General features: G+C 56.2%; 13 protein-coding genes. 8 read left to right on the forward strand and 5 right to left on the reverse strand.

Features of this window, described 5'->3' with window-relative positions; translation table 11 throughout:
- Positions 1–25 precede the first annotated feature (25 nt).
- From KFJ24_RS05415 to cobA, 6 genes are all read left to right on the forward strand, one after another.
- On the forward strand, positions 26–1,267 hold the full coding sequence (locus KFJ24_RS05415; protein ID WP_250830046.1) for an O-succinylhomoserine sulfhydrylase: 1,242 nt from the start codon (positions 26–28) through the stop codon (positions 1,265–1,267).
- Positions 1,268–1,273: 6 nt separating this feature from the next.
- Positions 1,274–3,868, forward strand: coding sequence for a DNA translocase FtsK (locus tag KFJ24_RS05420; protein ID WP_250830047.1), 2,595 nt, complete (start codon positions 1,274–1,276; stop codon positions 3,866–3,868).
- 12 nt (positions 3,869–3,880) lie between these two features.
- Positions 3,881–4,540 carry an outer membrane lipoprotein chaperone LolA gene (gene lolA, locus KFJ24_RS05425; RefSeq protein WP_250830048.1) on the forward strand — a complete coding sequence of 220 codons (660 nt, stop codon included), beginning with the start codon at positions 3,881–3,883 and terminating at the stop codon, positions 4,538–4,540.
- Positions 4,540–5,877 carry a replication-associated recombination protein A gene (locus tag KFJ24_RS05430; RefSeq protein ID WP_284709158.1) on the forward strand — a complete coding sequence of 446 codons (1,338 nt, stop codon included), beginning with the start codon at positions 4,540–4,542 and terminating at the stop codon, positions 5,875–5,877. Before lolA ends, KFJ24_RS05430 begins: the two co-directional genes overlap by 1 nt.
- Before the next feature lie 89 nt (positions 5,878–5,966).
- Positions 5,967–7,241, forward strand: coding sequence for a serine--tRNA ligase (gene serS / locus KFJ24_RS05435; RefSeq protein WP_250830049.1), 1,275 nt, complete (start codon positions 5,967–5,969; stop codon positions 7,239–7,241).
- Positions 7,238–8,104, forward strand: coding sequence for a uroporphyrinogen-III C-methyltransferase (gene cobA / locus KFJ24_RS05440; protein WP_250830050.1), 867 nt, complete (start codon positions 7,238–7,240; stop codon positions 8,102–8,104). Before serS ends, cobA begins: the two co-directional genes overlap by 4 nt.
- 85 nt (positions 8,105–8,189) lie before the next feature.
- On the opposite strand, the gene KFJ24_RS05445 is transcribed toward cobA, so the two are convergent.
- Positions 8,190–9,266, reverse strand: a complete 1,077-nt coding sequence (locus tag KFJ24_RS05445) for a 3-deoxy-7-phosphoheptulonate synthase (RefSeq protein WP_250830051.1) — start codon at positions 9,264–9,266, stop codon at positions 8,190–8,192.
- A gap of 172 nt (positions 9,267–9,438) precedes the next feature.
- On the opposite strand from KFJ24_RS05445, the gene KFJ24_RS05450 reads away from it, so the two are divergent.
- Positions 9,439–11,262 (forward strand): DUF1631 family protein, encoded by a 1,824-nt coding sequence (locus KFJ24_RS05450; RefSeq protein WP_250830052.1) that lies wholly within the window; start codon positions 9,439–9,441, stop codon positions 11,260–11,262.
- A gap of 30 nt (positions 11,263–11,292) precedes the next feature.
- The gene (locus tag KFJ24_RS05455; RefSeq protein ID WP_250830053.1) at positions 11,293–11,700 is read left to right on the forward strand and encodes a PilZ domain-containing protein; all 408 of its coding nucleotides are present in this window, start codon (positions 11,293–11,295) and stop codon (positions 11,698–11,700) included.
- Positions 11,701–11,771: 71 nt separating this feature from the next.
- Here the strand turns inward: KFJ24_RS05455 and KFJ24_RS05460 are convergent, their stop codons facing one another.
- The 4 genes from KFJ24_RS05460 to KFJ24_RS05475 all read right to left on the reverse strand — a co-directional run bounded on the left by KFJ24_RS05460 (position 11,772) and on the right by KFJ24_RS05475 (position 16,340).
- Entirely contained in the window at positions 11,772–12,557 is a 786-nt protein-coding gene (locus tag KFJ24_RS05460; RefSeq protein ID WP_250830054.1) for an enoyl-ACP reductase FabI, read from the reverse strand.
- Between the two features lie 66 nt (positions 12,558–12,623).
- Complete coding sequence (locus KFJ24_RS05465; RefSeq protein ID WP_250830055.1) at positions 12,624–14,228, reverse strand: ABC transporter ATP-binding protein; 1,605 nt, start codon at positions 14,226–14,228, stop codon at positions 12,624–12,626.
- A gap of 1 nt (position 14,229) precedes the next feature.
- A complete protein-coding gene (locus tag KFJ24_RS05470; protein WP_250830056.1) occupies positions 14,230–15,252 on the reverse strand; it encodes an ABC transporter permease in 1,023 nt (340 codons plus the stop codon).
- 2 nt (positions 15,253–15,254) lie between these two features.
- On the reverse strand, positions 15,255–16,340 hold the full coding sequence (locus KFJ24_RS05475) for a microcin C ABC transporter permease YejB (RefSeq protein ID WP_250830057.1): 1,086 nt from the start codon (positions 16,338–16,340) through the stop codon (positions 15,255–15,257).
- Between the last annotated feature and the right edge of the window lie 22 nt (positions 16,341–16,362).

Consider the following 16,362-nt stretch of genomic DNA (forward strand, 5'->3'; position numbering starts at 1 on the left):
CACAGAGCCTGTTCAGGAGACGTGCATGACCTTTCGCCGTGAAGAAAATGTCTGGATCCCGGAATCGGATCTGGAGGGTATGTCTTTGGATACCCTGGCGGTAAGGGCTGGCCAGATTCGCACCGGTCAACTTGAGCACAGCGATCCGATTTTTCCCACCTCCAGTTTCGTCTATGGCAGCGCTGCACAGGCGGCCGCAAGGTTTGGCGGTGAAGAGCCCGGTAACATCTATTCCCGTTTCACCAATCCGACGGTTCAGGCCTTTGAGGGACGGATCGCTGCGATGGAAGGCGGAGAACGGGCCGTTGCTACTTCGTCTGGTATGGCAGCAATTCTCAGCACCTGCATGGCATTGCTGAAAAGTGGTGACCATGTCGTATGTTCAAGAGGTGTTTTCGGTACGACAAATGTTCTGTTCCAGAAGTACATGGCGAAGTTCGGGGTGGAAACCTCCTTTGTCAGTCTGACGGATATGGACGAGTGGAACAGTGTGGTCCGTCCTGAAACGCGGATGCTGTTCATCGAAACGCCGTCCAACCCCCTCTGCGAAGTTGCCGACATGGAAGGGCTCGCACGCCTCGCCCATGGCAACGACGCTTTGTTTGTTGTGGACAACTGTTTCTGCACACCGGTATTACAGCGTCCACTGGAACATGGTGCTGACATTATCATCCACTCCGCAACCAAGTACCTTGATGGTCAGGGACGCTGCGTCGGTGGTGTTGTCGTAGGCCCGTCGAAGCTGATGGAGGAGGTCTATGGCTTCCTTCGTTCAGCCGGTCCGACCATGAGCCCGTTTAATGCCTGGGTTTTTCTGAAGGGCCTGGAAACCTTACCAATCCGTATGCGTGCCCATTGCGACAATGCGTTAGAGTTGGCGTTGTGGCTGGAGCAGAAACCGGAGGTGGCGGAAGTGTTCTATGCAGGGCTTCCGAGTCATCCGCAGCATGAACTCGCCAAAAAGCAGCAGAACGGGTTTGGCGGGGTGTTGTCATTCCGTCTGAAGGGTGCTCGTGAAGAGGCCTGGAGTTTCATAGACGCTACCCGGATGATTTCGATTACTGCCAACCTGGGAGATGTGAAAACCACCATCACCCATCCGGCCACGACAACCCACGGTCGTTTGTCACCCGAAGACAAGGCAGCGGCGGGTATCACCGAGAACCTGGTCCGGCTTTCCGTGGGCATAGAAGCAGTCGAAGACCTGAAAACCGATCTGCAACGTGGCTTTCAGGTGCTTCAGAACCCAAGCAATGGAAACGTTTGAGTATTCATGGCCGAATCCGCAAAAGCGAAGAAAGCACCACAGGAACTGACCGAGAAGCAGCTGCGCTTTCGCCGTCTTGTGGCACAGGGCTCCAGGGAAGGCGCGGTCATCGCGCTGATCGCCCTCTGTATCTACCTTGCGATGGCTTTGGTCACGTTCAGTTCGTCTGATCCCGGCTGGGCCAGTATCGGCCACGACACCCATGTCCAGAATTATGCCGGACGCACCGGAGCCTGGCTGGCCAGTCTTTTTATGGATTTCTTTGGCCATGTCGCCTACCTGTTTCCGGTTATGATCGCCGGTTATGCCATCATGCTGATTCGGCGCAGGAATGACTCCCTTGATCTGCATTGGCCATTGTTCCTGATGCGTTTTGGTGGTTTTTTCCTGATCCTGATGTCTGCGACCAGCCTGCTATCCCTGTATTCCGTTTTTGGCCTCGGTGCATCCTCCGGAGGGGTATTGGGTACAGCGGTCTCTGACGCGATGGTTCGGTTCTTCAATTTGCCTGCGACCACGCTATTGCTCATTGCCATATTCCTGTTTGCGCTGACGGTTACGACCGGTCTTTCCTGGTTTTGGCTGATGGACCAGGTTGGCGGGCTTACACTTCGTGTCGGTATGGCTTTCAAGAGGTTGTTCTCGTCCGATCCTGAAAAGAAAAGTGCGAAAGCCAGACCAGAAAAAGACGCGCCAAAAGTCGAGCCCCCGGTTGTTGAGGATCGAGTGGTTGCGCCAAAAACCGGTGGCACCGGGAAAGACAACAAGACGAGCTCGAAATGGTGGCACAAGATTCCGGGGTTTGGACCGCGCAAACCAAAGAAAGCGGAAAAACCGGTAGCCGAGCGCAGGGAACCCGAACTCGATGGTTTGTCTGCCATTGAGGAGCCTGAACCTGCGCGCCTTGAAAGCTTCAGCTCGCGTGAGGTTGCCGAGCCGGCAGCGCCGCCGCAAGAGAAGGTTGCACCTGAGGCGCCAAAGCCCCAGGCCTCAGGTCGTTCTCTCAAGATTTCTCCGTTTAAAAAGGACGATCAACCTCCGGCGAGCAAGGATAAAAAAAGCAAGCAGCCGTCACTGCTTGAGGATATCGAAAGCCCGATTCCACCTATTTCCCTGCTTGATCCTCCGGAGGAACACAAGGAAAGCGGCTACTCGGAGGAAGCCCTCGAACACATGTCCCGCTTGCTTGAAGAAAAGCTGGCTGACTTTGGCGTGTCTGTAGAGGTGGTTGAGGTTAATCCCGGCCCGGTGATCACGAGGTTTGAAATCAAACCTGCAGCCGGTGTGAAGGTCAGCAAGATATCGAATCTGGCCAAGGACCTTGCCCGCTCGCTTGCTGTTTTGAGCGTCCGTGTCGTAGAAGTTATCCCCGGCAAGTCTGTGGTTGGGATTGAGATCCCTAACGAGAAACGGGAGATGGTTCGCCTGAGTGAAGTGCTTGGGGCTCGTGTGTTTAAAGACTCCTCCTCGGCACTGACCCTTGCCCTGGGGAATGACATTGGTGGCAATCCGATGGTGGCCAATCTTGCCAAGATGCCGCATTTGCTGGTTGCCGGTACTACCGGCTCAGGCAAGTCGGTGGGCGTGAACGCCATGCTGCTCAGCATGTTGCTCAAGGCAACACCCGAAGAAGTTCGCTTCATCATGGTAGACCCCAAGATGCTGGAGCTGAGCATCTATGACGGCATTCCCCATCTGCTGGCTCCGGTAGTAACGGACATGAAGGAGGCGGCCAACGCACTTCGATGGTGTGTTGCCGAGATGGAGCGCCGGTACAGACTGTTGGCCAGTCTCGGCGTGCGTAATCTTGCCGGTTACAACCGGAAGGTCAGGGACGCTGCTGCCGCCGGCGAGCCGCTGCTCGACCCGCTCTGGAAGCCGGATGAGTATGTTGCGAATGACGAACAGGAACGCCCGGAGCTGGAAACCCTGCCGTTCATTGTGGTGGTAATCGACGAGTTTGCCGACATGATGATGATTGTCGGTAAAAAAGTGGAGGAACTGATTGCGCGTATCGCCCAGAAGGCCCGGGCAGCTGGTATTCACTTGATCCTCGCGACCCAGCGACCATCTGTGGATGTTATAACGGGACTGATCAAGGCCAACATTCCCACCCGGATGTCATTCCAGGTCTCGTCCAAGATAGACTCCCGAACGGTGCTTGATCAGGGGGGTGCGGAACAACTTCTGGGCCATGGTGACATGCTTTATTTGCCGCCCGGATCCGGTCTCCCGGTCCGTGTTCATGGCGCTTTTGTTGATGATGATGAGGTTCACCGTGTCGTCAGTGCCTGGAAAGCCCGCGGTGAACCGGTATACGTGGACGATGTACTTAATGGCGCCGAGGGTGAGAGCCTCCCTGGTGTGCCAAGCCTGGCTGAGGGAGGGGGAGACAGCGAAGGCGATGCTCTTTACGACGAAGCAGTGGCGTTTGTCACTGAGGGCCGTCGGGTATCGATTTCCTCCGTTCAGCGTAAATTCAAGATTGGGTATAACCGGGCTGCAAATCTGGTCGATGCCATGGAAGCCTCGGGTGTTGTCAGCGCCGCCGGGCATAACGGTGCCCGGGAAGTTCTGGCGCCGCCGCCACCCAGAAATTAGGAGTAACACTGAATGAAACAGAGTCTGCTGTTGAAACTGTTTACCCTGCTGCTCGCCACTGTATTTGCGGTTTCCGTAAAGGCCTCAGAGGCCACTGGAAACGGGCGTGACGCAGCCGGAGAGCTGGCCTCGGTTCTGAAGAGTTATAAGTCCTTTCAGGCGGATTTTATTCAGATCGTTGTTAATGAAAGGGGGCACCATGTCCAGGAAACCCGCGGGTCACTGAAAGCGAAACGGCCGGGCCTGTTTTACTGGGAAACCAGTGCACCTTTGTCGCAGTTCGTTGTCAGTGATGGCGATACCGTAGAGGTCTATGATCCCGACCTTGAGCAGGTAACTGTCCACACGCTGGACGAACGCGTCCAAACGACGCCGGCGCTCCTGCTCAGCGGGGAGGTAGGTAATCTCGATGAAACCTACAAAGTATCCCGGCGCTCGATTGGTGATCACACCCGGGAATTCACCCTGGAGCCTCGCAGCCCGGATTCCCTGTTTGTTTCCTTGCGCCTGACGTTTTTTGATGGCGAGCTGCAGGAAATGCGCATGAAGGATTCGCTGTCGCAGTTGAGTGTTCTCAGCTTTGATCAAATTCGCCTGAATCAACCGGTCGATAGCAATGCCTTCACCCTCGAGTATCCGGAGGGCGTGGACATCATCCGGGACGGAGCCTGATGCAGGACAGCCTGTTTCAGGATCAGACCGGTTTCCGGCCTTTGGCGGCACGGATGCGACCGGGCACTCTGGACGATTACGTTGGCCAGTCCCATCTGGTTGGGCCTGGCAAGCCTTTGCGCCGTGCCGTTGAACAGGGTCAGCTTCATTCCATGATCCTCTGGGGGCCTCCCGGGGTGGGCAAGACCACCTTTGCCAAGCTCCTTGCCAACCTCAGCAATCTCAGCTTTGAAACCATCTCCGCGGTTCTCAGTGGCGTGAAGGAAATTCGCGCCGTGACGGAGCGGGCCCGAAACCGAAAACAATCCGAAGGCAGAGATACTCTGCTGTTTGTTGACGAGGTTCACCGGTTCAACAAGAGCCAGCAAGATGCCTTTCTACCCCATATTGAGGACGGCACCTTCATCTTTGTGGGCGCCACCACAGAAAATCCATCCTTTGAGTTGAACAGCGCGCTACTGTCCCGGACCCGTGTTTATGTTCTGAAGAATCTTGAAGAAAAGGATGTGCTCAGCCTGCTTGAGCGGGCCCTGGTATCTGAGGAGGGGTTTGGCGGGCGTTTGTCGGTATCAAAGGATGTCCTTGAGGTGATGGCCTCGGCGTCAGGTGGCGATGCCCGACGGGCGCTGAATATACTGGAAGTGGCTGCAGACCTGGCTGAACCGGATGAACAAGGCCATGACCGTATTGCCAGCGAGCAGCTTGAACAGGTCATGCAGACCAGTCTGCGGCGGTTTGATAAGGGTGGTGACGTTTTCTACGATCAGATCTCTGCACTTCACAAGTCAGTGCGAGGGTCTGACCCCGATGGTTCTCTCTACTGGATGTGCCGGATGCTCGATGGAGGCTGCGATCCACTCTATGTGGCTCGACGGCTTGTTCGCATCGCCAGTGAGGATATAGGGAACGCAGATCCCCGTGCGCTCCAGCTCAGTATGGATGCCTGGGATGCCCAGGAGCGCCTTGGCTCCCCGGAAGGTGAGCTGGCACTGGCTCAGGCGGTTACATACCTGGCGATGGCGCCCAAGAGTAACGCAGTTTACAACGCCTTCAACCGTTGTATGGCCGATGTGCGCCAGGACCCGGACTATGAAGTTCCGGTCCACCTCCGCAATGCCCCGACCAAGTTGCTCAAGAGTATGGGCTACGGTGAGTCATACCGATACGCCCATGACGAGCCCGAAGCTTTTGCCGCTGGTGAATCGTACCTGCCTGAAGATATCCATCAGCGCCGATACTACGAGCCGGTAAACCGTGGTCTTGAAATCAAACTCGGTGAAAAGCGGGAGCGGCTGGACCAGCGTAACGCGGGCAGTGCCCGCAAACGTTATCCCTGAGCGGGCCGCGCGGTAGCCACAAGCGCCAGTGCAGGTATAATGACGTGTCTTTTTAACTCAATTCGCTAACCGGAAAACTCAGGATAACCATGCTCGATCCAAAACGTGTCCGTACTCAGACTGAAGAGATCGCCCGTCGGCTGGCCATCAAGAATTTTGATTTTGATGTTGCCACCTTCGAGCAGCTTGAGGAGCGCCGTCGTGCCATTCAGGTGCGTACGCAAACACTGCAGGGCGAGCAGAACAAGCAGTCCAAGTCCATTGGCAAGGCGAAGGCGGCGGGAGAAGATATTCAGCCGCTGCTGGATGAAGTGGAGAACCTGAAAAAGCAGAAATCCGAAGCGGAAGATGAGCTGCGTTCGCTGCAGGAAGAGTTGAATGGCTTCCTGGCCGGTATCCCCAACCTGCCAGACGAGGGCGTGCCTGCCGGTGAAAGCGAAGACGATAACGTTGAGATCCGAACCTGGGGTACACCGCGGGCTTTTGATTTCGAAGCCCGGGATCACGTCGCGCTTGGCGAGGCGCTGAAAGGACTGGATTTCGAGACTGCGACCCGCCTGGCGCATTCGCGATTTGCCGTGATGCGTGGTCCGATTGCCCGCCTGCACCGTGCCCTTGCTCAGTTCATGCTGAACCTCCACACCGCTGAGCATGGCTATACCGAAGCTTATGTCCCTTATCTGGTCAATGCCGATACGCTATACGGTACCGGGCAGCTTCCGAAGTTTGAGGAAGACCTGTTCAAAACCGAGGGCGAGAATCCGCTGTACCTGATTCCGACAGCAGAGGTGCCTGCGACCAACCTCGTTGCCGATACCATTCTTGATAACAGTGAGCTGCCTCTGCAGCTGGTCTGTCACACCCCTTGCTTCCGGAGTGAAGCGGGGTCATACGGACGTGACACCCGTGGCATGATCCGCCAGCACCAATTTGACAAGGTTGAACTGGTACAGGTCGTACGGCCGGAAGACTCCGACGCAGCTCTGGATGCACTCACAGGACATGCCGAGAAGGTACTGCAGCTGTTGGAACTTCCATACAGGGTTGTCACCCTCTGTGGTGGCGACATGGGCTTCTCGGCAGCAAAGACCTACGACCTGGAAGTGTGGTTGCCCGGACAAAAGAAATTCCGTGAAATCTCCTCATGTTCCAACACTCGTGATTTTCAGGCTCGACGCATGCACGCCCGCTGGCGCAATCCGGAAACCGGAAAGCCGGAACCGGTGCATACTCTGAATGGTTCTGGCCTGGCTGTAGGCCGTGCCCTGATCGCTGTGATGGAGAATTATCAGCAGGAAGACGGCAGTATTGTGATTCCGGATGTATTGAAGCCGTACATGGGCGGCATTGATCGAATTCAATGAGTGATCAGTCAGGAAATACGCCAGGGAAGGGCATCGCCGCAACACCAGCACCAGTTCGGTACCGGGTTAACCCGATAACACATAACCCGAACAACTCGGCCGGCGAAGTGGCGCTGGTAGGTGCGGGGCCGGGAGATCCGGAGCTGCTGACACTCAAGGCGTGGCGGCTGATTACCTCCGCCCAGGTCGTACTGTACGACCGTCTTGTTTCTCCTGAGATTCTGGCCCTGGTGCCGGAAACCGCTGAAATGATTCATGTAGGCAAACAGCGTTCGAACCACGTATTGCCTCAGGACCAGATCAACCAGCGCCTCGTTGATCTGGCTCGAAAGGGGTACAAAGTGGTTCGCCTTAAAGGCGGTGATCCGTTCATCTTCGGGCGGGGAGGCGAGGAGATCGAAACCCTCGCAGCAGCAGGCGTCAGGTTTCAGGTAGTACCGGGCATCACTGCGGCATCGGGCTGCGCCGCCTATTCCGGTATCCCACTGACGCACCGCGATCACGCCCAGTCCGTCAGGTTTGTCACCGGCCACCTTAAGAACGATACCTGTGATTTACCCTGGAAAGATTTCGTCCAGAACAACCAGACTCTGGTGTTTTATATGGGGCTGGTGGGTCTTCCGGTTATCTGTCGTCAGTTAGTTGCTCACGGTATGTCGCCAGAGATGCCAGTCGCTCTGGTGTCCAAAGGAACCACCCCGGAGCAGGTTGTGGTTACGGGTAACCTTTCAGATATCGTCGAGCGGGTAAATGCACAGCAGGTGCAGGCCCCTACCTTGGTGATTATCGGCCATGTAGTGGCGTTGCGTGACCGGCTGGACTGGGTTGGCGGCTTACCTGCGAGAGCGGGCGCGGGCGTATAAGGCAGTCATTAAAGCCCGGGCAGGGTATGGATAAAAAAACGGGGAGCTCTGGCTCCCCGTTTTTGTCTGGATCGGACAGTTATTATTACCCGATCTTGCGACGGGGCAAAACATCCTTCAGCTTGTCACGCATTTCCCGAATGGCCTTTTCGGTGGTTGGCCAGTCGATACAGGCGTCTGTCACCGACACCCCATATTTCAGGTCCGCCAGATTTTCCGGAATGGACTGACTTCCCCAGTTGATGTTGCTCTCGACCATCAGGCTCTGAATCGAATTGTTGCCTTCCAGAATCTGGTGGGTCACATCCTGCATAACCAGGGGCTGCAATCCAGGATCCTTGTTGGAGTTGGCGTGGCTACAGTCGACCATAACTGACTTCCGGAGACTGGTTTTATCCAATGCTTGTTCGCACAGAGCAACGTTTACCGAGTCGTAATTTGGCTTGCCGCCACCGCCACGAAGAACGACGTGGCCATAGTTGTTCCCCTTGGTGCGGATAATGGCCGCTTTCCCTTGCTGGTCAATACCCAGGAAGCTGTGGGGATGCGAGACGGACTTCATGGCGTTCACTGCAACATCAAGACTGCCATCGGTCCCGTTCTTGAAGCCGATGGCCATTGACAGCCCACTGCTCATCTCGCGATGAGTCTGTGATTCAGTGGTACGGGCTCCGATGGCCGACCAGGCGATGGTGTCCTGAAGGTATTGCGGGGAAATCGGGTCGAGAGCCTCGGTTGCGGCAGGTAAGCCCAGTTCGTTGATATCGAGAAGCAGGCGACGGCCGATGTGCAGCCCTTGTTCGATATCGAAGGTGTCGTTCAGGTGCGGGTCATTAATAAGGCCTTTCCAGCCTACGGTGGTGCGGGGCTTTTCAAAATAGACGCGCATAACGATCAGCAGGGTGTCACTGACTTCATCTGCCAGCTTCTTCAGCCGCTGGGCATAATCCCGTGCAGCCTCAACATCGTGTATAGAACAGGGGCCGATAACGATGAACAGGCGGTGATCCTTCCCGTCCATGATGTCATAGATCGCCTGGCGGCCATTGGCTACGGTTTCAGCAGCCTTGTCGGAGAGCGGCATCTCCTGTTTAAGCGCTTCAGGAGTAATCAGAGGTTCCTGGCTCGCCACGTTAAGATTCTCTAGTTTGTTGCCCGACATGTTGTTCTGTTTCCCCGATTCTGATCGTTGCAACTCCAGTGGCCAATAAATGCCAACCGGATTGCATATTAACGCGAATAACGCCGGTCTCCGGTTGCGATAAACCCCGACGAGGTGGTTATACTGCGTCATTTGGTAGGCCTTTTCAACGCTTCTTACGTACGGGGACCGGATGTCACAAAACAGGCAGAAACCGCGAGATATAGCTGCCCGAAAAGCGGTTTCCGGCAAAATCGGCCAAGTCCTTGATGGCATCCGTGTCCCAGACCTGCCTTATCCGGCCGGTAAGCTTTCCCCGGAATCTGTGAGCGACTGGCGTCCGCTTTTGCTGTCCTGCTGGACCGAGCAGAGGGATGAGCGGGTCACCCGTGTCATTCGGTCTGTCGATCTCGATTGGTCGGCCCGGCAAGTCAATGCGGCCTACATCGCTGATCGCATTATGGACGTGTTCCTGAAAACCAGCGGTCTGCACCAGGAGCTGGCTCGCCGGATTGCCAGATTGCGTTTTTATCTGGCCTGGCGCATGAATCTCGAAGGCCCGAAAGCCTTCAGCGATACCCTGATTGAGTGGCTGGACAGCCTTCACGAATACCGGGGCTGGAGCCATTCGGGTGGCCGCTCGGCAAAGGGCCTGCTGGACCAGCTGGACGCGCTGGTGGTCGCGGTGTCCGATAGCTTTAAAGCAGGGGGCTCGGAGCCAGTTGATGATTTTTGTCGTCAATGGCGCGAGGATGCGGTTAAACGCAATGCACAGGTCATCAAACTGAGAGAAAGGTTGCAGGCGACGGAACAGGGGGCTGCTCGCCAGCGTCGCTCGGATCAGACCGCCCGAGCCCTTATCGGACGGGCATTACAGGGGCGCAGCCTTCCACCCTCGGTGACCCGCTTTATACTTGAGCACTGGCATGGTTTGCTGAAGCAATCTGTCTGGGACGCCGGTGTTGAAGGCGAGGCCTTTCGGCATGGCTCGAAACTCCTGGAGTGGCTGGTTTGGATCGGTGATCCCTCCTTGTCCGACCAAGATCGCGATCGGCTTTACCACGTAGGCGAACAGATTGGGGACCGTATACTGGACGTCTGGAACCGGGTCTTTGGCAAGCCGCTCCCTGCCCAAAGCTTCGCGGGTATCGAGGAGGTAATGATGACCAGGCTACGGGGCGAGACCCCTGAACTGGCTGAGGCGATCCCGAATCCAGAGGCGTTCAGCTGGGATGGTTCGTGGCTGCACTTCAGCCCGCCAGAAGCCAGCGTTGCCAGTGAAGCGGAGGGCCAATGGTATGTGGAGGGCGAGGGTGCCCGGGAGCATCGCCGGTACTTCTTTACTCTGCTGACAGACACCTCGGAAATACTCTGGACGAACGGTGCCGGCGTAAAGCTGGGTTTACAGCCATGGCAGGCTTTCGAGGCTGCGTGCGCTGAGGGCAGCATCCGTCCACTGCCGACTTTGACACCCTTTGGCCAGGTGCTGGTGGAAACCGTGGACCTGCTTGCCACCGTTTGTAACAAGCAACGCAGGCAGCGCGAGAAGGCAGCACAGGAAGCTCGAGAGCGCGCCGAGGTGCTCAGGCGGGAACGTGAAGCCGTTGAACAAGACCGCAAGGAACAGGCAGCGGCCCGGGAGGATGAACTCAAGCATCAGCAGCAGGAAGCGGAACAACAGCGGCTTGCCGACGAACAGGCCGAAGCGGAGCGGCTTGAGAGAGAAAAAGTACTTCTTGCCCAGAAACAGTTGGATGGTATCAAGCTTGGTGGCTGGATCGTTTTGTCCCCGGAAACATCTGCGGACGAGCCTCGTCGTCTGAAACTGGCAGTAAGAATCAGTGCTTCTCACAAGCTGGTGTTTGTGGACCGTCTGGGCCTCAACCGAAGGCAGTTCACGGAAGGTGAGCTGGTCGAAGGCATTGTTGACGGGCGTATCCGCGTACTGGGCAGTTCAGCCGAGTTTGATGATACGTTGAGCCGTGTCGTGGGTCGGATTCGCGTAGGCAGGAATTGATAATGAGAAACGAAAGCAGGAATAACAATAATGATCGACACTGATTACAGTTTTGGCAGTTCTGATGGTGGGGCGCGCGGACAGGACAATCGCTCTGATTACCGTCTGACGGCGCGTGCGAGGGCGATCCTTGAACTGGAGTCGGAGGTTCCCGGAACGGCTGACGGAGGCAGTGGTCGCGACCTGATATGTCGGATTCGTGACATTTCAGCACGGGGGCTCTGTCTTTTCTCCAGCGAACCCTTATCCATTGGGGCCTTGCTCACGGCGTCTGTATCACTGGGCAACCAGTCCGAAGAGTTCAAACTGACGGTCGAGGTTGTCTGGTGCCGCCCGAACGACTCTGCCTTCCTTGTGGGAGTTCAGATTATCGAGTCTGATGGCACTCCCTATGTGGAGTGGGTTGAGGCTGTAGCCTCGGCGATGGCGGAGGAATAAACTTCGGAGCAAGAAAAAAGCCGGCATGAAGCCGGCTTTTTTACTTTCTGAGGAACCAACGCGTGGCGGTCTCAGTCTTCCATTTCCGCCATACCGGTAATGTTGAAGCCGGCATCGACGTACATGATTTCACCGGTAATGCCGCTGGACATATCCGAGCCCAGGAACGCCGCTGCATTGCCTACTTCATCGGTCGTTACGTTCCGGCGGAGAGGTGCACGTTTGGCATTTTCGGCCAGCATGCGGCGAAAGCTCTTGATGCCGGAGGCTGCCAGGGTCTTGATTGGTCCAGCCGAGATGCCGTTCACCCGAATGCCGTCCCTGCCCAGGCTGGCCGCCATGTAACGGACATTGGCCTCCAGTGACGCCTTGGCGAGGCCCATTACGTTGTAGTTTTGCAGAACCCGTTCGGCACCAAGATAGCTCAGGGTGATCAGTGAGCTGCCTTCGTGCATCATCTTGCGTGCGCCTTTGGCCAATGCCACAAAACTGTAAGAACTGATGTCGTGGGCGGTCCGGAAACCTTCTCGGGTCGTTACATCAACGTAGTTACCATCCAGCTCGTGTCCCGGTGCAAAACCCACTGCATGCACGATGATGTCAATGTTGTCCCAGTGCTTGCCGAGTTCGGTGAAGACATTCTCGATTTCTTCATCGCTGGCTACGTCACAGGGAAACGTCAGTTTGCTGCCCCATCCCTCGGCAAATTTTTCCACACGCGGCTGGAGCTTTTCATTCTGGTAGGTAAACGCCAGTTCGGCCCCTTCCCGGGCGAATGCTTCGGCAATGCCGTAGGCTATGGATAGTTTGCTGGCTACGCCAACGATCAGTGCTCTTTTGCCACTGAGTAATCCCATGGGTAATTCTCCCTGTGTTCCTGATTTTGGAGCATTATCCCCGAACCCTTGCGGTTGGGGTAACACTCAATTGGTCGTAGTGGTGTTCTGGTAGAAAAAAGCCGCACTCAGAAGTTCCCGGGTATAAGTTGCACGGGGTGACTGGAAAATCTCAGCGGCGTCTCCGTACTCCACGATCTTCCCATGCTGGAGCACCAGAAGCTTGTGGCTCAGCGCCCTTACGACCGAAAGATCGTGACTGATAAAAATATAGCTTAGACCATAGCGGCCCTGTATATCTCGAAGGAGCTGGATAACCTGTTTCTGCACCGTACGGTCGAGGGCCGACGTGGGTTCGTCGAGAATGATCAGATCCGGTTGCAGTACCAGAGCCCGGGCTATGGCTATGCGCTGGCGTTGTCCGCCGGAAAACTCATGGGGGTAGCGATGGCGGGCTTCCGGGTCCAGCCCGACGTCCGTCAGGGCCTGAATAACCTTTTGGTCATGGCTGGCGAGATTGTCGGGGTCATGAATTTCCAGGCCTTCCCGCACGATTTCAGCGATAGACATTCTCGGACTCAGGCTTCCGAAGGGGTCCTGAAATACAATCTGTACCCGACGACGCCAGGGACGAAACTCCTTTTGCGTGAGGTCAGCCAGTTCCTTGCCTCCAAGCTGAAAGCTGCCGGTACTGGCTGTGAGTTTCAGCAAGGCGTGGCCGATGGTGGTCTTGCCACTGCCACTTTCACCCACAATGCCCAGGGTTTCGCCCTTGTCCAGGCTGAAGCTGGCGGTGTTAACCGCGTGAAAATAGGCCTTCACCTTTCCGAACAGGGATTTCTGGGTCGGGAACCGGACATCCAGGTCTGTCACTTTCAGAAGCGGCTCGCCGCTCTCTGCCAGCGCCAACGGTGCCTTCGGGGGCTCTGCATCCAGTAGTTTCCGGGTGTAGGCATGCTGGGGTGACTCGAACAATGTCGGCGTCTCCGCATACTCTACAAGCTTTCCCTGCTCCATAACGGCAACGTGGTCCGCATATCGCCGGACAATGGTCAGGTCATGGGTAATAAGCAGAATCGCCATACCGAGTTTATGCTGTAGCTCCCGGAGCAACTCCAGAACCTGTTTTTGCACCGTCACATCCAGCGCCGTTGTCGGTTCGTCCGCGATCAGGAGGTCGGGTTCATTGGCCAGGGCCATAGCGATCATGACCCGCTGTTTCTGCCCGCCGGATAATTGGTGGGGGTAACTTCCTAGGCGACTCTCCGGGTTCTGGACGCCGACGAGTTCCAGCAGTTCAAGACAGCGCTCTCGGGCCTGTGGACCACGCATGCCCTTGTGCAGAGCCAGGGTTTCCCCAATCTGCTTTTCCACCGTATGAAGCGGGTTGAGGGAGGTCATTGGCTCCTGGAAGATCATACTGATCTGGCGCCCCCGAATCTGGCGCAGCCGCTTATCATTGGCCTTGAGCATGTCCTCGCCGCGGAAATGGATCTCTCCGGTCGGGTAACTGGCGTGTCGTTCATCCAGTAGTCGCAGGACCGAAAGTGCGGAGATGGATTTGCCGGAGCCACTCTCACCAACCAGGGCCAGGGTTTCACCTTCCTGAATGGCAAACGAGAGCGAGTCGACGACCCGGGGACCGTGATCAAAGCAGATGGATAGATCGGATATCTGAAGCAATTTGCTCATATCAGTTCTTTCTCGGATCGAAGGCATCGCGCACGGCTTCACCAACGAACACCAGCAACGTCAGCATGATGGACAACGATACGAACGCGGAGATTCCGAGCCAGGGCGCATGAAGGTTCGCTTTGCCCTGCGCGATCAGCTCGCCGAGAGAAGGAGAGCCGGACGGCAAGCCAAAACCCAGAAAATCCAGGGACGTCAGCCCGGTGATGGCGCCCGTCAGAATGAAGGGCAGGAACGTCAGGGTCGCCACCATTGCATTCGGTAGGATATGCCGGAACATGATTTTTCTGTTATCCAGCCCCAGCGCCCTCGCGGCTTTAACATATTCGAAGTTTCTGGCCCTCAGGAATTCGGCACGAACCACATCTACCAGCCCCATCCAACTGAAGAGAAGCATGATCCCGAGCAGCCACCAGAAGTTTGGCTGCACGATACTGGACAGGATGATCAACAGGTAAAGCACCGGTAGCCCGGACCAAACCTCGATGAAGCGTTGGCCAAGGAGATCGATTTTGCCGCCGTAATAACCCTGTATTGCACCCACGGCCACCCCGACAATGCAGCTGGCAAAGGTCAGGGTAAGACCGAACAGCACGGAGATGCGAAAACCATAGATGACACGTGCGGCCACGTCTCGCCCCTGGTCATCTGTTCCCAGCCAGTTTTCTGGGCTAGGCGGTGCAGGTGAGGGGACATCAAGGTCATAGTTGATCGTGTCGTAGCTGAATTTAATCGGCGGCCAGAGTATCCAGCCGTTGTCCTTGATTTCCTGGGCGATGAAGGGATCACGGTAATCCGCGTCCGTGGGCAGGAAGCCACCGAAGGTTTCTTCCGGTACTGATTCGACGACCGGGAAGTAAAGGTCGCCCTTATAGGAGACGATGAGAGGCGAATCGTTGGCAAGGAACTCTGCGGCCAGGGCGAGGCCAAACAGGACGATGAACAGCCATAGCGACCAGTATCCGCGACGGTTGGCCCGAAAGTTTTTGAGGCGGCGTTCCTGGATCGGGGTTAGGGATCTCATGGTCAGGCCCCCTCCCGGCTTTCGAAATCAATGCGGGGGTCTACCAGCACGTAGGTAATGTCGCTCACCAGTTTCAGAACCAGACCCATGAGCGTGAATATATAGAGTGTTCCGAAAATCACCGGGTAGTCTCGGTTCAGTGCCGCCTCAAAGCCCAGAAGGCCAAGGCCGTCCAGTGAAAAAATAACCTCAATGAGCAGAGATCCGGTGAAGAAGAGGGATACCAGGACCCCCGGGAGGCTGGCAATCACAATCAACATGGCATTGCGGAATACGTGGCCGTAGAGCACCTGCCGCTCGTCCAGGCCCTTGGCTTTGGCGGTGACGACGTAGTGTTTGCCGATCTCATCCAGGAACGAGTTTTTGGTCAAGAGCGTGAGGGTGGCAAAGCCGCCAATGACGTTAGCTGTTACCGGGAGTGCCAGATGCCAGAAATAGTCGCCAACCTTCTGGTACCAGGTGAGGTCATCAAAATTAGCCGAAGTCAGGCCTCTGAGAGGGAACCAGTCGAAATAGCTCCCGCCGGCGAACAGCACAATCAGCAGAATGGCAAACAGAAACCCGGGAATAGCGTAGCCAATCACAATGGCGGAGCTGCTCCATACATCGAACCGGGAACCGTCTGTAACGGCCTTGCGGATGCCCAGGGGAATGGAAATAAAGTAGATGATCAGAGTGGACCAGAGCCCGATCGAAATGGACACCGGCATCTTGTCCAGAATCAGGTCGATAACGCTTTTTTCCCGGAAGAAGGAGTCGCCGAAATCGAAGGTGGCATAGTCGCCAAGCATTTTGAAGAAACGCTCGTGGGGTGGCTTGTCGAAGCCGTACATCACTTCAATTTCTTTCAGAAGTTCGTCGGGAATGCCCCGGGAACCCCGGCTGTCTCCTGAAGCGGTCGAGACTTCGCTGCCGGTGTCACCACCGGATGCCCGTGCGAGAGCGCTGCCACCATGCCCCTCCATTTCGGCGATCAGTTGTTCTACCGGTCCACCCGGGGCGGCCTGAACAATGACAAAGTTCAGCAGCATTATCCCGATCAGTGTCGGGATAATCAGGGCCAGCCTTCGGAGAATATAGATACCCATCTAGCGCAGGGTTCCTTCCGTT

This window comes from Marinobacter sediminum (assembly GCF_023657445.1).
Taxonomy (GTDB): domain Bacteria; phylum Pseudomonadota; class Gammaproteobacteria; order Pseudomonadales; family Oleiphilaceae; genus Marinobacter; species Marinobacter sediminum_A.